Here is a 20,049-nt window from a genome sequence, read left to right as displayed (position 1 = left end):
AACGGAGGCCAGGCCTGGCATGAACACTTTTTTTAGGCTTACTGCGTTAGCTGGTCTGCTTGCATTAGCAGGCCAGGCACTTGCTGTGGAAGACATCACGCGTGCCGATCAAATCCCCGTTTTAAAGGAAGAAACCCAGCATGCGACGGTAAGCGAACGTGTGACGTCGCGTTTTACGCGATCACACTATCGCCAGTTCGATCTGGATCAGGCGTTTTCGGCAAAAATTTTTGACCGCTATTTGAATTTGCTCGACTACAGCCACAATGTGCTGTTGGCGAGCGATATCGAACAGTATGCAAAAAAGAAAACGGTCCTCGGCGATGAACTACGCACCGGCAAGCTGGATGTCTTTTACGATCTCTATAATCTGGCGCAAAAACGCCGATTTGAACGTTATCAGTACGCATTAAGCGTACTGGCACGTCCAATGGATTTTACCGGTAACGACACGTTTAACCTCGACCGAAGCAAAGCGCCGTGGCCGAAGAGCGAAGCAGAGCTTAATGCGCTGTGGGACGGTAAGGTTAAATTTGACGAACTCAGCCTGAAGCTGACGGGTAAAACCGATGCGGAAATTCGCGAAACGCTGACGCGCCGCTATAAATTTGCGATTCGCCGTCTGGCGCAGACCAACAGCGAAGATGTGTTCTCACTGGCGATGACAGCGTTCGCCCGTGAAATCGACCCGCATACTAACTATCTCTCTCCGCGCAATACCGAGCAGTTCAATACGGAAATGAGCTTGTCTTTGGAAGGTATTGGCGCGGTTCTGCAAATGGATGATGACTACACCGTCATTAACTCCATGGTGGCAGGTGGCCCGGCAGCCAAGAGCAAGTCGATCAGCGTTGGCGATCGTATTGTCGGCGTCGGGCAGACGGGCAAGGGCATGGTCGATGTGATTGGCTGGCGTCTGGATGACGTCGTGGCACTGATCAAAGGACCTAAAGGCAGCAAGGTACGCCTTGAAATTCTGCCTGCCGGTAAAGGTACCAAGACGCGCACCGTGACGCTAACGCGTGAACGTATTCGTCTCGAAGACCGCGCCGTGAAAATGTCCGTGAAAACCGTTGGTAAAGAAAAAGTTGGCGTACTGGATATTCCTGGCTTCTATGTAGGTCTGACTGATGATGTCAAAGTCCAACTGCAGAAACTGGAAAAACAAAATGTCAGCAGTATTATCATCGATCTGCGTACCAACGGTGGTGGTGCACTGACTGAAGCGGTTTCGCTTTCCGGTCTGTTCATTCCTTCCGGCCCGGTGGTTCAGGTTCGTGATAATAACGGTAAAGTGCGTGAAGACAGCGATACCGACGGCGTTGTGTACTACAAAGGCCCGCTGGTGGTATTGGTCGATCGCTTCAGTGCCTCAGCATCAGAGATTTTCGCGGCGGCAATGCAGGATTATGGCCGAGCGTTGATCGTTGGTGAACCGACCTTTGGGAAAGGCACCGTCCAGCAGTATCGCTCCCTGAACCGTATTTACGATCAGATGCTACGACCGGAATGGCCTGCGCTGGGCTCTGTTCAGTATACGATACAGAAATTCTACCGCGTAAACGGTGGCAGCACGCAGCGTAAGGGCGTTACGCCGGATATCATCATGCCGACAGGTAATGAAGAAACTGAAACCGGCGAGAAGTTTGAAGATAACGCACTGCCGTGGGACAGCATTGATGCTGCGACCTACACTAAGTCAGATAATCTGACGCCGTTCGGACCTGAATTGCTGAAAGAGCACAATGCACGTATTGCCAAAGATCCTGAATTCCAGTACATCATGAAGGACATTGCGCGTTTCAATGCGATGAAGGATAAGCGCAACATCGCTTCTCTGAATTACGCTCAGCGTGAAAAAGAGAATAACGAAGATGACGCAATGCGTCTGGCGCGTATCAACGATCGGTTTAAACGTGAAGGCAAACCGCCATTGAAGAAACTGGACGATCTGCCGAAGGATTACCAGGAGCCGGATCCGTACCTGGATGAAACGGTAAAAATCGCGCTCGACCTGGCGCATCTTGAGAAAGAGAAGCCAGCGGAACAGCCCGCAACCAGTCAATAACCTCGAACAGGCACAAGAAATTGTGCCTGTTTTTTTAACAAGTGCATGAAGACGTCAGCCTGATACGATAAAATGTAAAGTTGTGTCTTTCTGGTGACTTAGCACCTATGGATGCTTGAAAATAGTCATAAGACCCATACGATATGGGTAATCGCATAGTGCGTTTTGTTAAATTGAGGTTAAAAGAAAATTATGATGCGAATCGCGCTCTTCCTGCTGACGAACCTGGCTGTGATGGTCGTTTTCGGGCTGGTATTGAGCCTGACAGGGATCCAGTCAAGCAGCGTTCAAGGCTTGTTGATCATGGCACTGCTGTTTGGTTTTGGTGGTTCCTTCATTTCGCTGCTGATGTCCAAATGGATGGCGTTAAAGTCCGTTGGCGGGGAAGTGATCGAACAGCCTCGCAATGAAAGAGAACGCTGGCTGATGAATACAGTTGCGAATCAGGCCCGCCAGGCCGGGATCGCTATGCCACAGGTTGCAATCTACCACGCGCCAGATATAAACGCGTTTGCGACCGGTGCCCGCCGGGATGCCTCGCTGGTGGCTGTAAGTACTGGCCTGTTGCAAAACATGAGCCCAGATGAAGCCGAAGCGGTTATCGCGCATGAGATCAGCCACATTGCCAATGGCGATATGGTGACCATGACGCTCATTCAGGGGGTAGTAAACACCTTCGTTATCTTTATCTCACGTATTCTGGCGCAAATTGCCGCTGGCTTTATGGGCGGAAACCGTGATGAGGGTGAGGGTAGCAACGGTAACCCGTTGATCTACTTTGCGGTGGCAACAGTGCTGGAACTGGTGTTTGGTATTCTGGCGAGCATCATTACCATGTGGTTCTCACGTCATCGTGAATTCCATGCGGATGCCGGTTCTGCAAAACTGGTGGGTCGTGAAAAAATGATCGCCGCGCTGCAGCGCCTGAAAACCAGCTATGAGCCGCAGGAAGCGACCAGTATGATGGCGTTCTGCATCAATGGTAAATCCAAATCGTTGAGTGAGCTGTTTATGACTCACCCCCCGTTGGACAAACGTATTGAAGCGCTACGCAGTGGGGAATATTTGAAGTAGGTTGCCTGGCTTTTGAAAATGCCCCCTGTAAGGGGGGCTACTTTCACCTTCCGCTTACTACTCTAGCAATTCCATCTGTTGTTCATGTGTTTGTTCCGTTTTCTCCTGATGCCGCACATATCTTCTGATAATTTCCTCGTTCACTCCTACCGTATCTACAAAGTAACCACGCGACCAAAAATGGTTTCCCCAGAGCTTCTTCCTGATGTGTGGAAAACGATTGTAGAGCCTGATGGCACTGCGACCTTTCAAATGGCCCATTAGCGTTGATATTGAGATTTTAGGTGGGACGATGACGACTAGATGTACATGATCTGGCTGGACATTTAACTCCAGAACTTCACAATCCTTGATTCCGCAGAGAATGTAGATTGTCCTGTAAAGCTCCTTGCCCAGCTTGTCTTTGAGGATCCTGAATCGATATTTTGGTGTCCAGACTATGTGGTATTTGCAACGCCAATATACATGTGATGAACTCCTGTAAAGCCCCATGTTGGTTTGTCTCCTTTTACTTGTGGTGAGTAAGCAGAGATATTCCGGCATGGGCATTCTTCAGGCTATAGCCTTACAGGATCAATCACCACCTCCCTAGGAGGTGGTTTAGGGGTGACAATAAAAGGGCCACATCGTGGCCCTTCATTTGTTAGCCTTAAACCACCGCTGGTAGAGAGCAGCATTGTTATTTTCGAAGAAAATGCTACGCTTCAGGTAAGGTGGTTTTCACATATTCAACAAATTTTTCACATGCGGAATTAAGAGCTTTTCCAACTGAATTATCGCGGCCCTCCCCCTTAAAACTGTCCGTCTCAGTATGACAGGACTTTACAAAATCATTTGTAACTATAATAGCCTGCCCGAAAAAAGTAGAAGTAAAATCCTTGTCAAACAAAATATTCTTATTTAGGTTTGTAGTGAAAGCCTTATATAAGGATAATGTCAACTCGCGGTCATTTACTGGTAACTCCTGAAGCTGTTTATTCATATAGTCATTAAAAGCAGGTTGTTCAAGCCTGGCGATGCTAACATCACTGATATGCACTGATCGAGAGGACGAAAGAAATCTTTTGATAATTTGGCCTGCTGCATTACCTTGCTCACTAATTGCCATATTAATGTCAGATGTTCTATATTCGGTGTTCAATATGTTAGCTAATGAGGTCCTGATAGTATCAACATCAAGATTTGTAGTCTGCCTAACCGGTGACTCCTTCAATTGAGTATATTTATTAAACATTGCATCGAAAATGGGAACTATTGTTTTAGCATCGACCATTTTTGCACAGGTTTCTATACTGTTAATAATCGCTTCACCTTTTTTGAACTGAGCATCAAAATCGTTTTTAAACTCCTGTATTTTGTCTTTTAGAACATTATAAGCCTCTAAATTTTTTCCGCTGAGGGAATCAGTTTTGTATTTATTTTCAAAGGTTGTTATAGCATTACCTATATTTAAAGCTGTGTGTATCTCTAATTTTACACGATTCTCATTTAGAGTCATGACACCTCTATTATTGAACGAGTGTATTGGGATATCTACACGATTAGCATTACTACGCGCCAAATCTGCTGTTGTTTTTTGAAGGGTTTTGCTAATGCTAATATTTTTAGGGACATTAGCGATAGCTGATAAACATGCGGACAGTAAATTATGGTTCTTAACTTCTCTTTGCCTGTGAAAATCACTTTTATAATGGCTATAAACATTGTGTGAGTATGTTTTAACTGCACCAGGCATATACATCTCCATGTAGTTTTGTTAATCATCAAGTGATCTTGACCCTCCATCTCCGAACAGCTTTTGTATCTTAAGTTAACGATGTCCGCTGCCGCCGGTATTCCCTCGGGGAGTGATATCCCAGCGCGCTGTGCGGGTGGTTTTCATTGTAATGCGTGAACGCTACTGCAAGGTTTCGCAGTGCTGTTCTCACATCCGGTTTTGGCATGAACGCGATATAGTCTTCTTTCATCGTTTTCACGAACCGTTCGGCCATGCCATTACTCTGCGGGCTGCTCACCGCTGTTGTGCAGGGCTCCAGATTCAGCTCTCTCGCGAACCTCCGCGTTTCATACGCGGTATACGCTGAACCGTTATCCGTCAGCCACTGCACCGCTGTGTCGGGCAACCTGTCGCCGAAGCGCTTTTCCACCGACCTCAGCATCACATCCTGCACGGTCGAACTGTCATAGCCTCCCGTGCTTGCTGCCCAGTCTATGGCCTCACGGTCGCAGCAGTCCAGCGCGAACGTTACCCGCAGTTTTTCGCCGTTGTCGCAGCCGAACTCGAAGCCATCTGAACACCAGCGCATATCGCTTTCTGCCACCGCTATCTTGCCCTTATGTTCACGCTTCGGTCGCTCTGGTTTGTGATGCAACAACAACAGGTTATGCTCGCTCATTATCCTGTAAAGCCGTTTGGCATTCACAGGTGGCTGTCCCTCTGTGCGACGTTGCTTGCGCAGGATGCCCCACACGCGTCGATAACCATAACTCGGCATATCGCTGATAATGTTGAGGATAGCCGACAGTATTTCTGCGTCTGCTTCTTCATTACGCCGGTTACAGCGCCTGTCCTGCCAGTCGGCAGAACGGTTAATCCGCAGTGACAGTTGCGCACGCGACACGCCCATGGTCCGGCTGACCATGGCTATTCCCCGTCCTTTGGCAACAAGGGCGCGTGCGCTATCCATTTTCGCGACTGACCGTACTCCACGGCTTCTTTCAGGATCTCAACTTCCATCGTTTTCTTGCCCAGAAGGCGCTGAAGCTCCCGGACCTGCTTCAGAGCAGCAGTAAGCTCAGAAGCAGGAACGACTTCCTCTCCAGCCGCAACGGCGGTGAGGCTGCCTTCCTGATATTGCTTCTTCCACTTAAACAGCAGGCTGGGCTGGATACCATGCAGGCGGGCGACATGGGAGACATTCATACCCGGCTCCATCGTCTGCTGGATAATGGCGATCTTCTCCTGAGGAGTTTTACGTTTACGGACTTCTTGCCCTAACAGGATCCCGGTCATCTCAAAATTGGCGTTAGTGTTAGACATATATTCAAGCCTATCTCTTATCTGGAGATACAGCTACTGTCCGGTGTTTCAGGGGGCTACATCACAAAGGTGATGCAATTGCCAGCATTGTGATTATCTTTGTCAATTTCATTGGTGGCGTTTCTATTGGTATGGGTCGTCATGGTATGTCCTTTAGTGGGGCTACCGATGTCTATACGATTTTAACAATTGGCGATGCTTTGGTCGCTCAGATTCCCGCTTTACTTATTTCTATCGGTACCGGCTTTGTGGTAACAAGGGTTAGTGAGGATGGGAAAAATCTGGGTAACAATATCATTGATCAGATTTTCCAACGTGATTTTGTTTTGATTGTAACGGCAATTGTAGCCATTTTAATTGGTTGTCTTCCGGGATTTCCATTGATAGTTTTTATGCTTATAGCCAGCATCATTCTTGCTGTTTTTTTTAACCGTACTGTGAAAGCTAAAAAGAAGGCAACGTCTTTCGGGAGTATAAAAACGGAGCCAGGAGGGAGTTCTGGTAGTGAAGGATATACACTTTTGCCCACAGCAAATATTATACCTGAAACTGTACCGTTGATGGTAATGCTCCCAGAGCAGGATTTTAGCAATCTGGATATTGAACATTTTGGCATGCGCTTTTCACAGGACTTTTATCTTAACTATGGCATTGAACTCCCGAAAGTCAGTGTAATAATGAGCCCAAACGTACAGTTAAACCATGTTGTTGTCCTGATCAATGAAGTTACTGCAGGTGTATTTCCAATTAAATTTGGATATTTCAAACTTTTGAATCTTGATGGCATTATTGATTTTCCAGGCATTGATATAATCATCACTGGATATGGAAATGAAAAAGAATACTGGGTCGCTGAACAGAACCAAGAGTTATGTTCATCTTTGGGATTTACGTTGCGTTCGGCAGAAGATGAAATGATGCTCTCTTTTCAGCTGCTGGTGACCGCACAGATCCCTGAGTTGTTTGGCATTCAGGAAACCAAAAACATCATGGATAAATTTGAACGCCAGTATCCTGAGTTATTAAAGGAAACGTACAGGCACTGTACTGTCCAGCGAGTATCTGAAGTCTTACAACGTTTGTTAAGTGAACGTATTTCAGTAAGAAATATGAAAGCAGTGCTTGAAGCGTTGGCGATGTGGGGCGGGAAAGAGAGAGATACGATCCAGTTGGTAGAGCATGTGCGCAGTGCGCTAGCGCGCTATATTTCGGATAAGTTTTCCACTGAAAATGTATTATCAGTTATGGTGTTATCACCTGAGATTGAAAATAAAATCCGAAAGGGAATTAAAACATCTGCTTCTGGATCATTTATCAATATGGAACCGGCAGATAATGAGTTTGTTATTGATAGGTTCGAGCATCATTTATTGAATCTTTCACGAAAGGATGTTGTATTTTTAACTGCAGTTGATATCAGACGCTATACTAAACGTTTGATAATGTCGCAATTTACTGATCTGGATGTCATTTCATTTGGCGAAATATCAGAAAGTGTTAAAGTTAACGTAATCAAAATGGTGGATTAATTAAATGGATGTTTCAAAAATTTCAGATACTCTAAAACAGGCGCTTGAGATAATGGGGTGTGATCCATCGTTGGTCGCTGATATAGACCATCATTCCACAATAGAACTCAGTTTTGGTGAAAAACCATCAATTATGTTTAGTACTGTTAACGGTGTTGTGGTTCTTTGGAGTGCTGTTGCAAAATATGATCATCATGCGTTATTAAATGCTGCCTCTCAACTTATCGAATCATTAGTAGCAACTTGTGACTGGAGTATGACAGGCCAGTTACAACTGGTTGAAGATGATGGAAGTTTCGTTCTAAGAGTATTTTTAAGTGAAAATACAATTGAACAAGGTGAGTTACTGGCGGATGTTTTGAACCAGTTTTATGATAGTGTAGAAGCATTTAGCCAGGCGCTAAAATAATGCAGGAAATCTTGCTGAGTAATATTTTTGATTGTAATGCCAGGATCACATCGATTCAAGGGACGATCATTACTGCCCCTTTGCGCCATACTTTTATTGGGGAAAGATGTTGTATTTATCGCTCTCTGAACGATTCACGGATTATTGGGCAAGCAGAGACAATCGGTTTTAGTCAGGGCAATGCTGTGCTGTGTCTGCTGGGCGGTTCAGATGGTATTTCATGCTCCAATATTATTGTTCCAGATGGTACTGCTTTTTCACTTTCAGTATCGATGGATACTCTGGGTACAGTTATTAATGCACAAGGCAAGATTTGTGAACGTTTTGCGTCGCCAGTTCCTGACAATGCTCCTTTATCAATGCTTCGACCCATTATGCAATCTCCACCAGATTATAGTGAGCGCCGACCAATCGATAGCTTATTTGCGACAGGTGTCAGAGCTATCGACGGGTTATTGACTTGCGGCATAGGTCAACGTGTAGGGATCTTTGCTGGTGCAGGAGCCGGAAAAACGTCCTTAATGACGATGATCATCAGCCATTCATCTGCAGATGTTTACGTTATTGGGCTTGTTGGTGAACGAGGCAGGGAGGTTACCGAGTTTTTAGCTGAAGGGATCCCGGAGGATAAGCGTGATAAAACCATAGTCGTCTATTCTACTTCTGATAGGCCCGCTGTTGAAAGACGGAATGCAGCGCTTATTGCAACTACTATTGCAGAATATTTTCGCGATGCCGGCAAAAATGTTGTTCTGATGATTGATTCAATGACACGCTATGCCCGTGCGCTTCGTGACGTTGCGCTTTCAGCTGGAGAAATGCCCGCAAGACGAGGTTACCCATCATCTGTTTTTGATAACTTGCCGCGGATCCTGGAAAGAAGTGGTAAAACTCAATTCGGCAGCATTACAGCGTTCTATACGGTATTGCTTGAAGAAGAAGAGGAAGTAGACCCCATCGGGGATGAAGTGCGCTCGATTCTAGATGGGCATATTTATCTTTCCAGAAAACTGGCTGGTACAGGACATTATCCGGCAATTGATGTATTACGTAGCGTCAGTCGTGTAACGCGTGCAGTATCATCTGATGAACAACGTGAAGCTGCATCTTTATTTCGAAATAATTTGTCAAAACTGGACGAATTGAAGCTGATGATTGAATTAGGTGAATACCAACCGGGTGAAAACCCAGCCACAGATTTAATTGTTGGGAAAACTGACATTATAAAGAATTTTCTCCAGCAAAAAATGGAAGATAAAACATCATTTACAGAAATGTTGGAGTTACTGTATGCCTTATAAAAGTATGGAAAATCTGTATTCAATGTACTGCGATAGTCTTATTCTGAAAGTGACACGTATTGAACGCGAAATTGAACGATTAAAAAACTTGCTGATTGTTAATGCTGAGCGTCATAAGGAGACTGATGGATGTATCATCAACTTATGGCATGGAGTTACAGAGAGTGAAATAACTAAAGACAATATATATGCTATTAAAAGAAAAGAATCATTACTGCTATCAGTTTTATATAGCCTGGATGCCGAAAAAAGTGAGTTAGTTGCAAGTCAACATGAACAAGAAGATAAAAAATCACATCTGTTGCAATTACGCGCCAACTATGAACGTAAAAAACGAAAGTGGTCTTTATGCCAACAAAAATTTAAACGTCTGCGTAGTGTCAAAAGAATTTCTCAGGAAGAATATTCTATAGAGGAATGTATTTCATGGAAAATATAAAAGCATCATCAGTGAAAACACATTTATCAGAAAACATGTGCTCTTGTGACGGCGTGCAATCTATTGATGGAATTATTCAGAAATTATTGAATGATACTGGTATCAAGTTGAAAAAGAGTACTAAGATTGAGACCTTTGACGGTAACAAAGATGAGATAAAAGGAGACAAGGACACCGAGCAAACTGTCCAGATTGCGACATCGGTAATATTAGCTGGGGAACCACTATTATCGCCTCTGTTGGCCAAATCCGTACCGCAGATACAAACGGCTCGTACGGGCAATAATTCAGTATCTAATGTGTCAACACGTATTTCCACAGTGATTATTAGCCAGCATGCCAGTGCTGATGTAGGACGATTAAAGGAAGAAACCCTAATCCACAGTGGGCCGGCAACAATTTTTACCGCAGCGGACCCGCAACATCAAGAGAATACTCAGAGATCTGATAAGAAAAAAAATGAATCTTCAGAGGTGACAGTGCTATCTGCTATGCCAGTGCCTGACAAGGTTATCGATGAATCCGGATGGGTAACGGAAAAGCTGTTATCTGGAGAACGTGGAAAAGAGGCAGTTAACCAGCAGCAATTAAAGTCTGCCAAAAATGTAACGCTTGCGGTAAACACGAAATCGAATGTGACCGAAGTTAGTTGGACCTTTCCTACTCAACAAAAAGCCCAGGTACGCATAGAACACGCTCAGAATAAATCTGATACGCAAATACAAATTATGCCATCGGACATTGAAACTGAACAACAACTGGTAAATTTCCAACAGCAACATCCGTTGCACGGATTGCGTGTAGATGGTGCCGTGTCGACGTCAAATGACTATCTTCAGAATCAGCAGAATTCGCAGCAGCAGAATGAGGCAAACCAGAATGTTCTAAATGACGAGGAGGAGGAGACGTGAATACCATTCTTTCGTGTTTACGGCACCTGGATGTCACAGAAAACCTGATCATGCAGTACTGCGTACGCAATGCTATCCCTTTGCTAACAAATCAGAAACGAATGCAGGGAGCGTTCATCCGCTGTAGTGGTCTTCACGCCGGAACGGAGGTATTTTTTTTTGTCTCTGCAGAAAAGCTTTTACAGAAATATGGCATGGAGGATGCTCGATTTTCAGTTCAGCAGATGGGAAAAAAATTTATTTCTTCGCTGTATAGTGAGTTGTTATCGAATCTCTCCTTAGGGACTGAGTGGTTTTCTGCACCTATTGCTGAAGTTGTTATTGAGGACCCAGAATGTCAGATTCCTCTGCATGAAAAATTCTACAGTGCAGGTGACAATGCCGGTTTAGTTTGGTTTCCAAAAACATCCCTAACCTCATTAGATGTGCAGGTTACGGAAATAGTAAACAATTGCCAGCATTTGCTTTGTCCCATCAAAATATCTCTCGGATTCACAGCGTTACCTGTGAGGGATATCGAAAATTTGGCCATTGGTGATGCCTTGTGGATTACAAATGTTCAGATTTACCTTTATGTCGGAAACATAGATTATTGTGCAGTCCAATATGAACAACACCATTTTACTGTAAGTGAGGATATTATGGATATTCAAACAAATAATGCTCTTGTTGATAAATTATGGTCCACAGATGGACTCAAACTAAACATTGAGTTTGTACTCAGTGAAACAACCATGACATTAGCAGAAATTAGTAAAATACAAATCGGCGATGTATTAGATTCCCAGATTGGTCTGGGAGGCAACAAAGTTGATGTTGAACTCCGGGTTCAGGGTAGAACGTTGGCAAAGGGAGAACTTATTTTGCTGAATGATCGTTTGGCGGTGGAAATAGAGGAAGTTTACAACACATTGTGAGATGAGATTATGACGGATTATAATAGCATTGGTTTGGTAGGGATTCTGAGTCTTGCGACACTATTGCCATTTTTCATTGCGGGCGGAACGTGCTTTATTAAATTCTCTATTGTTTTTTCATTGATACGCAACGCCATTGGCTTACAGCAGGCGCCATCCAATATGACCTTGAATGGCATATCACTACTCTTAACTGCTTTTGTCATGTCGCCTGTTGCCCTGCAGAGTTATGATTATTATTGCCAGGAAGGTATCTCTTTCGATAATGTTGAGTCAGTGCAAAGTTTCATCGATAACGGCCTTTCTGGATATAAAAATTATTTATACCGGTTTTCTGATAAAGAACTCCTTACATTTTTTAGCAATATCTATCAGCAGCAATATCCCGTAACGGATGATCATCAAGTTGTTGGGATTAAACCAACAGTTGATAATAGCTCGTTATTTACGCTGTTAGCGGCTTATTCATTGAGTGAAATAAAAAGCGCCTTTGTTTTAGGTTTTTATGTTTATCTTCCTTTCATTGTAGTGGATCTGTTAGTTTCCAACGTATTGTTGGCTCTCGGCATGATGATGATGAGTCCTGTAACAATATCATTACCAATAAAATTGGTACTTTTTGTTGCCATTGATGGCTGGTCTAAGATTGCGACCGGAATGGTCATGCAGTACGCAGCGTTATGGAAAACGGCGGCATAAACAATGGACAATATCTTTTATATAGGCAATAAAGCACTATATATGGTGTTAATATTATCTTCAGTTCCGGTTATTGTTGCAACAGTAGTGGGGATAGTTGTGGCCCTTCTTCAGGCAATTACTCATATCCAGGAACAGACCTTGCCATTTGGTATAAAATTGCTGGCGGTTTCTGCCGCGCTTTTTATGACTGCACCCTGGTTTGTTTCCAGCCTGAAAAGTTTCGCTGCCGAAGTATTGGTTATGGCATTCCAGATACCCTAATGAGTCGCCTATGAATGTTTATGTGCTCTACCATGAATATATCCTGTTGATTGTTATTGGGATGGCCAGACTTCTGCCAATAACATTTTTCTTGCCCTGGTTTAACAGCCAGGTGCTAGGGGGCATGTTAGCCAAAAATGTAATTACGTGTTTTATGCTTCTCGGTTTTTTGCCCTTGCTGAGTGTACAGTTTCCAATGGCGCCAGCGGCGCCACCAATGGTGATTATCGTTCGGGAAGCGATTATTGGTTTACTATGTGGTATTTGCCTGTCAGTGCCATTCTGGATTGCTTTGGTGGTAGGTGAGGTCATTGACAACCAACGCGGAGCAACTATTAGTAGTACTATGAATCCAGGGATAGGGGTAGAAACATCTGTTTTCGCCAGTTTTATGAACTATTTCTACGGCGCGACTTTTATGCTAAGTGGCGGAATGGTTACGCTTTGTGAGGCGATAAAAAAAAGTTATCAAATATTTCCGGTGGCACAATCCTTTCACTTTGACAAAGCATTAGCACTGCAAGTTGTTCATCTTGTTAATGAGTTAATGCTGAAGGCTTTAATTTTGGTAGGGCCTATCGTCGTCGCTTTATTTGTCACAGAATGTGCGCTTGGTTTACTTTCACGTTTCGCATCACAATTGAATGCTTTTTCTGTCGCATTAACATTAAAGAGCGTTATCGCCATTTTCGTACTGCTGATTTATTTAACACCATTACTTATCTCCCAGTTGACAGGATTACGACTAAGTGATTTTTTACCGAAGAGTTAAGCATAATGAGTGAAGAAAAAACTGAACAACCAACGCATAAAAAGAAAGAAGATTCTGCTAAGAAGGGACAGATGTTTCTTAGCCGAGATTTTGTAGGGCTACTTACGTTAATTGCAGTCTCCTCTTTTGTATGGATGAGCATCGATGCGAGGGAGTTAACATTTTATTTCGATTTATTCGTCAGTAGTGGTTTCATGCTATCAACGGGAGAATATGCGCGACTGGTATTTACAACAGCGTTTAAAATTATCTCTGGTATTGCCCTGATTTCTGTCTTTACTTCGGCACTGGTGACATTGATACAAACGCGTTTTAAAATGGCGTCGGAGGCGATTCGATTAGATCTGAATGCCATTAATCCAATAAAAGGATTTAAAGAAATATTCAGTGTCAGAGGTTTGAAAGACAGTATAAAAGCTATTTTGTATCTTGGGATGGCACTCACTGGTTTTAGTGTTTTTATTATAAAGTATCATGGTCGTTTATTTACTGTACCGACTGGGGGCATCCAGCATTTTATTAATGTGTGGCGTGGGTTGATGCCATTGCTTTTTTGTTATACCTTGTTGCCGTTTTTAATTGTTATGGCATTTGATGCTTTGGTTGATTTTTATTTATATATTAAAGACTTGATGATGACCAAGCAGGAAATAAAGCAAGAGTATAAGAATAATGAGGGTGATCAGCACATTAAAAGCGCGCGTAAGCAGTTGCATCGTGAATTGCTTTCTGAACAGACTAAAGCAAATATATTAACTTCAAAAATGGTGTTGGCTAATCCGACACATATCGCATTGGGCATTTATTTTAATCCTACGGTAATTGGCTTGCCTTTTATTTCAGTCGTCGAGAAAAACTCTCGCGCTGTTGCTGTTATTGCTTTCGCGGAAAAAAACAACATCCCTGTTATTCGCAATATCTCTCTGGCACGGCGAATTTTTAAGACGGCAAAAATTTATACTTTTATTGATAGCAGCAGTATTGATGAAATTATGCGCTTACTGACCTGGCTCGAGCAGATGGAACAAGCTTGGAAGGATGATATTCCTCAGAATGACGAGTCAGAAAAGATGGAGGGCGATGTTAACTGCGATAAAGAAAATACGGAAACAAACATGAAAGGGGGGGGAAATGCGTCATAGTATATTTCTTTTACTGTGTTGGTACATGCCTGCTGCGATGGCAGCTCAGTGGTGTTATGAAGATGCTCAGGGAATCATGTATGTCGAACAGCAACGGACGTCAAGCAAGGGGCGTCGCTGCGCTATCGCTAACGATGATGCCGTGCAACGCTGGCAGGCCACGAAATCCAATTCCGCCATTCGCATGTCGCGTTCCTCACCGCGGCGTCAGTTTTCGACTCAGATGGCCAAGGGTCGTTACGATAATGTTATCGGCCACTATGCCAGACAGTATGGTGTCGATCCGTATCTCGTTAAGGCGGTTATGGCCGTTGAGTCCGGATTTAATCCGGACATTATCTCAGCAAAAGGCGCTGTGGGTTTAATGCAGTTGATGCCTGATACTGCGAACCGCCTGTCTTCAGCATTGGGGTATTCTCTTGAAAAGCATCGATTATCTGATCCTGAGATTAATATTCATCTTGGCACTTATTTTCTTTCAGAATTGGTGAAGCGCTATAGAAGTAATCTTGAACTGGTTCTGGCCGCCTATAACGCCGGAGAAGGAAACGTTGCGAAGTATAGCAATCAAATCCCCCCGTTTAATGAGACACATAAATATATTAGAAATGTAATCAATGAATACAATGCCATTCATTGATTAAATGATTTAATGTATTTTTAATTCTAAAGTTAGAATAAATAATTTGAGTTACCTTGTTCTGCATGAAATTATCTTAAATAATTTATTTTTAGCTAATTAAGGATTGATTAGCATTTGCATAAGAAGGAACCGAATATGTCCCATAAATTCCTACATTCCCGACTCTCCGTTGCAGTTGCCAGTGATGAACCGATTGTCATTACAGGATTACGCAGCCTGCTTGCCGGGTATGCGGATATTGCATTTGTAACTCATTCGCGAAATGAATTGATTCATGCGTTATCAGGTAAACGCGATGATAAAAAATTAGTTCTGATTGTTGATGTATCTTTTGACTGTGAAAATAATAATGATGCTACTCACTATATCTCGAGAATTCAAAAGGTAGCACCGGAAATCAAGCTGATTGCGCTTGTAAGTGAAAACTACACATTTACTCCCACGCTCCGACGTCTCCGGGCGTCAGGCGTACACGCGTTAATAAGCAAGAAAGATGATTTAGAACGTTGTCTGCCAAAAGCGTTATCTTATTTGGCGACAAAGCGCTTTTATTCTTCTCCGCGGATCCAACAGAAGGATATAACTACTGATTATGCTCAACAGCAGTCCCAGTTAACCTCGCGAGAACTCGAAATTATTCGTCTGTATGCACGAGGCATGCGGGTAAAAGAGATTGCAAACCTTCTTAAGCGTTCAGTCTGTACGGTTGCGGTACATAAGCACAACGCGATGCAGAAACTTGCAATAACCAGCAACATACAATTGCTTCAATATATGCAATCTCAGGATACGCTTGCCGAGATGCCTGGTAACTAAAACGTTGCACACCTTTCAGGGAAAGATACGATGTCTACAAGTGTCACAACAGCAGGACAAATTTCATTTTCAACACTATGTACAACCACCAATGCAGTTTCTTCATCGCCTAAGGTGCTACAAGCTTCTACAACTGCCGATACTGCAGAAACGGGTACGCGCCGCCAACAGGTGATTGATATGTTGACAGAAAAACTGGCAGTCTATTCTGAACAGTATCATCAGCTTCTCAACAAAGGGATCCTTATCGACACGACTCCTGCACAGGGCGTATTGAAATCGTCTCTCTCTCGGTTCATGAACACCGGTGTTTCAAGTAAAAAAAGCGTGGGAGAACCTTTAGAGGATTCCGCTGTTGGTGGCTCACTCTGGGACATCACTTTCGACAAAAACATGGATAAGGACGGTGATGGCAAGATTGATGATCATATCGATTTCAGCACCTATATCTGGTCAAATGATAACGATCATGGCAATGGGGTGAAATATCCCGAGAGTGACTGGGAAATCTATGCGGATGTTAGTACTGAGCTTGTTGGGCTGCAAACAGATTATATGGATGTATATACGGATCTTGCTAATCAAAGCGTTGAATTTCTCAATGATGTTAACAGCTTTAAATCACAGATGGTGACATTTGTCTCCACTGATGATGATGACATGAAAATTGATGTCGGTGGTGTGATGGACGAACTAGATGCCATCATTTATGGGTGGGGGATATATGATGCTAACGGTAATATCAACCTGACACCCATTAACCCTGAAACGACTTCCGGCCCCTATCCTGAACGCGGACCTGTAGCTATCCGCGGATTAGATGCCCAGGGAGTCTATTATTGGGCTACACAACTGGAGTTATCCGATCAGCTGGCTATCGAAACACATATTGAGGCTGGGGCTGATGGGAAAATGTATACGGGTAATCCTGGAGATGATATAGATAATATTACGGTGGCTGATTCGGTTGCTAATCTTAATGAACCTCCAGAATCGGATTGTCGGCTGTATTTGGTAGCTGAGGCTGATGGCACTTATACTCTCTATGTTTACCCAGATCTTCAGCCCGTACGGGATGCCAAAGACGCAACGTTTAGCTTAATTGGGAATGACTCAGATGCAGGAACAACGCCAGCAGGTCAGACGGCCACAAATGCGGATGTACCCTTGTATGATGCTAATTATTTCGGAAACCAGCCTTTCACACGAGATTATGGCAAAGGTTCAGCTGCTCAGGATGACAAAGGTAACTCGGAAATTGACGCTAACTCCTATTTTGTCATTCCCTCTTCTCGCCAGATGAAGGTTGTGCCAGAGGATAAAATTAAGACGAAAGGATTTGTGTATCCGGATGGGTATACGTTGATAACATCAACGGATACTAATGATTATCACGAATTTGATTGCTTTTTGGTACCATCAACAATGGTGATTGCCGATGGGGGAGGTAAGTGCCATCTCACGGAAGATATTGTTCTTGAGACTGAATCCTATAACATTAGGGATAAAGGCCCAAATGTTAAAGGGCAGGAGGGTGCAAATATCTATGTTAGTGATGTTGCTGATTGGGATTTTGATGCCCACGGCGTTCAGGCATCGCCACCATATACCTATCGAGAAAATGCAGGAAGTGCCTATCCATCAGAGAAGGTTGAGCCACCTTATTTAAATAAGAATTATAAAGATTTAAGATATTCAGGGGATGATTTGAATGAGAAGACATATAGTGTTGTATCAACTAACGCCGAAATGTTTATTGTGCCTATTAATGAGGTGAATAATAGGGACTTTTATATACCGGATGGGTATACGTTGATATCATCAAAGAAGAATGGGGCAGAGCATGAATATTATTGCGTCTTAATCCCAACGACAATGTTAGAACCGGCAGAAACCAATTTTGAAGCTGGTGATAGTAATGCTAGTGTACATGTTACAGAAAGTGTTATTGTTATGGACAAAGCATATGACATGACTGGGACGGGAGGAGATAAAGCGAATATTTATGTTTCTCCCGCATCGACCTGGGATTTTGAGGCACACAACTCGGGTGAATTTGCTACTATCAGCAGCGGTATGTTTAACGAGTGGGAAAACTCGATGAACACGATGTCCAGTACAGTAGAAAGCCAGTCGCAAGTTATGTCTGAAAAATTAAGCCAGGCAAATACCATCTTCAATAACCTGACCAAGGTATTGTCGTCGACGATAGAAGCTCTACTGGAAACCCAAAAAGAGTTCCTGAAATAGGTATTTATCATGAGCGATATGACCATCAGCACAACGCCAGTTTCTGCAGATGATGCTGTTTCAGCAGAAGAACTCGACCCAACAGCGAATTTAACGGATGAGCAGCGTAAATTGATGCAGTTAGCCACTGCAGGATTTAGTCTGGAGTTTTTTTCTGATTGTATAATGGGAGATACCGACGATCCGTCTAATCCTATGTACCAACCGGAGTGGTGACATCGGAACCGTTACGCGAATAATAGATGACGTTAAACCCGGCGAAGTACTGCCGGGTATGGCGTTTATACGCGCGCCTGCGTAATACGCAAGCCGCTCACGATGGCTGCCAGCGAAGCCAGAATGCCAGCGGTTATTAGCGAGATGTGCGTTCCACTCTCACCAAACTGATTTAGCATCAGCGCAACCAGTGCTGCCTCGGTACTTTGACCCAGTAAGCGCGCCGTTCCGAGCATACCGCTCGCGCCCCCGCTACGATCGCGCGGCGCGGAGGTGATGATGGTGTGATTATTCGGTGACTGGAACAAGCCAAAACCCGCACCACACAAAATCATTGGCCAGATGATATTAAAATCGGAAGGTGATGCGGGCAGCAACACCAGCGAAAACAGCCCACACGCCATTACTGCCATGCCCAGCGCGCCAAGCAGACCTGCATGAACACGTTCAATCAAATATCCCGCCAGTGGGGCCATCACCATGGTTGCCAGCGGCCACGGCGTCAGCAGCAGGCCCGTTTCAACTTCGCTGCGTCCGAGAACCGTTTGCATAAAAAAGGGCAGGGAAACCATCGCCAGCATTTGTGCGCTGAATGAACAGATTGAGGTGCAAATAGAGAGTGAAAACAGCGGAATGCGTAGTAGATCAACCGGTAATAACGGTACTGGCAATGCGAGCTGGCGGCGGATAAAGAAAAAACCTACCACGAGAAGCCCCACAAGTTCAGCACCAATCAGTTTTAGTGACTGTCCCTGTGCAAATCCGCTGAGTGCCGTGATCAACAAACCGAATGTTAAGGCGTTCATTATTGCGCTGGGCAGATCAAAGCGCGGTTTATTGCTACGTGATGAATTGGGTGGCAAAAAACGCATAGCCAGCAGCAGGGCGATGATCCCCAATGGAACGTTAATCAGAAATAGCCATTTCCACGAGGCAATAGAAAGAATTGCCGCCGCAATAGTCGGACCCGCTGCCGAGGATACAGCCACGATAAAGGAATTAATACCCATCCCGCGGCCAAGCTGGCGCTGAGGATAAATGAGTCGGATCAATGCCGTATTAACGCTCATCAGTGCCGCGCCGCCAAACCCCTGAGCCACGCGCGCTAACGTCAGCATATGCAGCGAGTCTGACAAGGCACAAAACAGCGATGCCAACAGAAACACGACCAGACCACACTTATAAATGCGTCGGTAGCCAAACATATCACCTAAAAAAGAGAGCGATAACAGCGAAACAACGATCGCAATTTGGTAGGCGTTCACAATCCAGATTGAGCTGGCGGGTGAGGCCTGAAGATCGGTGGCGATAGTGGGGAGGGCAACGTTTGCTATTGCGCCGTCGAGTACTGCCATAGAGATGCCAATAACAATGGTTAAAATTGCGCCATATCGCTGGGGCAATGGCAGACCATCGGTCTGAGTTTTTTCCATAGGAAGTCAATACTGTTGGAATTTATGATGAGAATAATAATTTTAGCATTGATATTCAGGCGTTAGGTCGCAGATTTGTAACTAAGTAAGCAAAGAGCGATTGCGAGGGCTGATACGTGAAATTAT

At 44.1% G+C, this 20,049-nt stretch carries 20 protein-coding genes; 16 read left to right on the top strand and 4 right to left on the bottom strand.

What is annotated here, in order from left to right:
• The first annotated feature begins 19 nt into the window (after nucleotides 1–19).
• Nucleotides 20–2,068: a carboxy terminal-processing peptidase gene (gene prc / locus E6P06_RS17010; RefSeq protein ID WP_049002329.1), complete on the top strand. Its 2,049-nt coding sequence runs from the start codon at nucleotides 20–22 to the stop codon at nucleotides 2,066–2,068.
• Between the two features lie 192 nt (nucleotides 2,069–2,260).
• The gene (htpX, locus tag E6P06_RS17005) at nucleotides 2,261–3,142 is read left to right on the top strand and encodes a protease HtpX (RefSeq protein ID WP_003034964.1); all 882 of its coding nucleotides are present in this window, start codon (nucleotides 2,261–2,263) and stop codon (nucleotides 3,140–3,142) included.
• Between the two features lie 57 nt (nucleotides 3,143–3,199).
• On the opposite strand, the gene tnpA is transcribed toward htpX, so the two are convergent.
• The 3 genes from tnpA to E6P06_RS16990 form a co-directional block, all read right to left on the bottom strand.
• Complete coding sequence (gene tnpA, locus E6P06_RS17000) at nucleotides 3,200–3,634, bottom strand: IS200/IS605 family transposase (protein ID WP_041162689.1); 435 nt, start codon at nucleotides 3,632–3,634, stop codon at nucleotides 3,200–3,202.
• A 205-nt stretch (nucleotides 3,635–3,839) separates the two neighbouring features.
• Nucleotides 3,840–4,877 (bottom strand): hypothetical protein, encoded by a 1,038-nt coding sequence (locus tag E6P06_RS16995; RefSeq protein WP_003844127.1) that lies wholly within the window; start codon nucleotides 4,875–4,877, stop codon nucleotides 3,840–3,842.
• 70 nt (nucleotides 4,878–4,947) lie between these two features.
• A protein-coding gene (locus E6P06_RS16990) for an IS3 family transposase (protein ID WP_089617520.1) occupies nucleotides 4,948–6,155 on the bottom strand; the annotation gives its coding sequence in 2 pieces (ribosomal slippage) (nucleotides 4,948–5,834 and nucleotides 5,834–6,155; 1,209 coding nt in all).
• 116 nt (nucleotides 6,156–6,271) lie between these two features.
• On the opposite strand from E6P06_RS16990, the gene E6P06_RS16985 reads away from it, so the two are divergent.
• The 14 genes from E6P06_RS16985 (at nucleotide 6,272) to E6P06_RS16920 (ending at nucleotide 18,490) form a co-directional block, all read left to right on the top strand.
• Nucleotides 6,272–7,711, top strand: coding sequence for an FHIPEP family type III secretion protein (locus E6P06_RS16985; protein WP_168199049.1), 1,440 nt, complete (start codon nucleotides 6,272–6,274; stop codon nucleotides 7,709–7,711).
• A gap of 4 nt (nucleotides 7,712–7,715) precedes the next feature.
• Nucleotides 7,716–8,120: a type III secretion system chaperone SpaK gene (locus tag E6P06_RS16980; RefSeq protein ID WP_003844095.1), complete on the top strand. Its 405-nt coding sequence runs from the start codon at nucleotides 7,716–7,718 to the stop codon at nucleotides 8,118–8,120.
• Complete coding sequence (sctN, locus tag E6P06_RS16975; protein WP_032939141.1) at nucleotides 8,120–9,421, top strand: type III secretion system ATPase SctN; 1,302 nt, start codon at nucleotides 8,120–8,122, stop codon at nucleotides 9,419–9,421. The genes E6P06_RS16980 and sctN overlap by 1 nt, the downstream gene beginning before the upstream one ends.
• On the top strand, nucleotides 9,411–9,860 hold the full coding sequence (locus tag E6P06_RS16970) for a hypothetical protein (RefSeq protein WP_139935479.1): 450 nt from the start codon (nucleotides 9,411–9,413) through the stop codon (nucleotides 9,858–9,860). Before sctN ends, E6P06_RS16970 begins: the two co-directional genes overlap by 11 nt.
• Nucleotides 9,848–10,771, top strand: coding sequence for a hypothetical protein (locus E6P06_RS16965; RefSeq protein WP_003844090.1), 924 nt, complete (start codon nucleotides 9,848–9,850; stop codon nucleotides 10,769–10,771). The genes E6P06_RS16970 and E6P06_RS16965 overlap by 13 nt, the downstream gene beginning before the upstream one ends.
• Entirely contained in the window at nucleotides 10,768–11,688 is a 921-nt protein-coding gene (locus E6P06_RS16960) for a FliM/FliN family flagellar motor switch protein (RefSeq protein ID WP_139935478.1), read from the top strand. Before E6P06_RS16965 ends, E6P06_RS16960 begins: the two co-directional genes overlap by 4 nt.
• A gap of 9 nt (nucleotides 11,689–11,697) precedes the next feature.
• Nucleotides 11,698–12,387, top strand: coding sequence for an EscR/YscR/HrcR family type III secretion system export apparatus protein (locus E6P06_RS16955; RefSeq protein WP_003844087.1), 690 nt, complete (start codon nucleotides 11,698–11,700; stop codon nucleotides 12,385–12,387).
• A 3-nt stretch (nucleotides 12,388–12,390) separates the two neighbouring features.
• Complete coding sequence (sctS, locus tag E6P06_RS16950; protein WP_139935477.1) at nucleotides 12,391–12,651, top strand: type III secretion system export apparatus subunit SctS; 261 nt, start codon at nucleotides 12,391–12,393, stop codon at nucleotides 12,649–12,651.
• Nucleotides 12,652–12,661: 10 nt separating this feature from the next.
• Complete coding sequence (sctT, locus tag E6P06_RS16945; RefSeq protein WP_139935476.1) at nucleotides 12,662–13,423, top strand: type III secretion system export apparatus subunit SctT; 762 nt, start codon at nucleotides 12,662–12,664, stop codon at nucleotides 13,421–13,423.
• 5 nt (nucleotides 13,424–13,428) lie between these two features.
• Nucleotides 13,429–14,565 carry an EscU/YscU/HrcU family type III secretion system export apparatus switch protein gene (locus E6P06_RS16940; RefSeq protein ID WP_139935475.1) on the top strand — a complete coding sequence of 379 codons (1,137 nt, stop codon included), beginning with the start codon at nucleotides 13,429–13,431 and terminating at the stop codon, nucleotides 14,563–14,565.
• Complete coding sequence (locus E6P06_RS16935; protein WP_003844081.1) at nucleotides 14,555–15,205, top strand: lytic transglycosylase domain-containing protein; 651 nt, start codon at nucleotides 14,555–14,557, stop codon at nucleotides 15,203–15,205. Before E6P06_RS16940 ends, E6P06_RS16935 begins: the two co-directional genes overlap by 11 nt.
• A gap of 138 nt (nucleotides 15,206–15,343) precedes the next feature.
• On the top strand, nucleotides 15,344–16,024 hold the full coding sequence (locus E6P06_RS16930; protein ID WP_003844080.1) for a response regulator transcription factor: 681 nt from the start codon (nucleotides 15,344–15,346) through the stop codon (nucleotides 16,022–16,024).
• 30 nt (nucleotides 16,025–16,054) lie between these two features.
• Nucleotides 16,055–18,274: an IpaD/SipD/SspD family type III secretion system needle tip protein gene (locus E6P06_RS16925; protein ID WP_233622616.1), complete on the top strand. Its 2,220-nt coding sequence runs from the start codon at nucleotides 16,055–16,057 to the stop codon at nucleotides 18,272–18,274.
• A 9-nt stretch (nucleotides 18,275–18,283) separates the two neighbouring features.
• Nucleotides 18,284–18,490, top strand: a complete 207-nt coding sequence (locus E6P06_RS16920) for a hypothetical protein (RefSeq protein WP_003844076.1) — start codon at nucleotides 18,284–18,286, stop codon at nucleotides 18,488–18,490.
• Between the two features lie 65 nt (nucleotides 18,491–18,555).
• On the opposite strand, the gene E6P06_RS16915 is transcribed toward E6P06_RS16920, so the two are convergent.
• Nucleotides 18,556–19,923, bottom strand: coding sequence for an MFS transporter (locus E6P06_RS16915; protein WP_139935474.1), 1,368 nt, complete (start codon nucleotides 19,921–19,923; stop codon nucleotides 18,556–18,558).
• Between the last annotated feature and the right edge of the window lie 126 nt (nucleotides 19,924–20,049).

Source organism: Citrobacter sp. CF971 (assembly GCF_006385635.1).
In the GTDB taxonomy this organism is placed as follows: Bacteria; Pseudomonadota; Gammaproteobacteria; order Enterobacterales; family Enterobacteriaceae; genus Citrobacter; species Citrobacter freundii.
This window is presented reverse-complemented; position numbering and strand designations above follow the sequence as displayed.

Coding starts and splice junctions, on each gene's coding strand:
- prc (WP_049002329.1), top strand. CDS start 20: ATGAACACTTTTTTTAGGCTTACTGCGTTAGCTGGTCTGCTTGCATTA.
- E6P06_RS16930 (WP_003844080.1), top strand. CDS start 15,344: ATGTCCCATAAATTCCTACATTCCCGACTCTCCGTTGCAGTTGCCAGT.
- sctT (WP_139935476.1), top strand. CDS start 12,662: ATGAATGTTTATGTGCTCTACCATGAATATATCCTGTTGATTGTTATT.
- tnpA (WP_041162689.1), bottom strand. CDS start 3,634: ATGGGGCTTTACAGGAGTTCATCACATGTATATTGGCGTTGCAAATAC.
- E6P06_RS16915 (WP_139935474.1), bottom strand. CDS start 19,923: ATGGAAAAAACTCAGACCGATGGTCTGCCATTGCCCCAGCGATATGGC.
- E6P06_RS16940 (WP_139935475.1), top strand. CDS start 13,429: ATGAGTGAAGAAAAAACTGAACAACCAACGCATAAAAAGAAAGAAGAT.
- E6P06_RS16920 (WP_003844076.1), top strand. CDS start 18,284: ATGAGCGATATGACCATCAGCACAACGCCAGTTTCTGCAGATGATGCT.
- E6P06_RS16995 (WP_003844127.1), bottom strand. CDS start 4,877: ATGCCTGGTGCAGTTAAAACATACTCACACAATGTTTATAGCCATTAT.
- E6P06_RS16955 (WP_003844087.1), top strand. CDS start 11,698: ATGACGGATTATAATAGCATTGGTTTGGTAGGGATTCTGAGTCTTGCG.
- E6P06_RS16935 (WP_003844081.1), top strand. CDS start 14,555: ATGCGTCATAGTATATTTCTTTTACTGTGTTGGTACATGCCTGCTGCG.
- E6P06_RS16970 (WP_139935479.1), top strand. CDS start 9,411: ATGCCTTATAAAAGTATGGAAAATCTGTATTCAATGTACTGCGATAGT.
- htpX (WP_003034964.1), top strand. CDS start 2,261: ATGATGCGAATCGCGCTCTTCCTGCTGACGAACCTGGCTGTGATGGTC.
- E6P06_RS16925 (WP_233622616.1), top strand. CDS start 16,055: ATGTCTACAAGTGTCACAACAGCAGGACAAATTTCATTTTCAACACTA.
- sctS (WP_139935477.1), top strand. CDS start 12,391: ATGGACAATATCTTTTATATAGGCAATAAAGCACTATATATGGTGTTA.
- E6P06_RS16965 (WP_003844090.1), top strand. CDS start 9,848: ATGGAAAATATAAAAGCATCATCAGTGAAAACACATTTATCAGAAAAC.
- sctN (WP_032939141.1), top strand. CDS start 8,120: ATGCAGGAAATCTTGCTGAGTAATATTTTTGATTGTAATGCCAGGATC.
- E6P06_RS16980 (WP_003844095.1), top strand. CDS start 7,716: ATGGATGTTTCAAAAATTTCAGATACTCTAAAACAGGCGCTTGAGATA.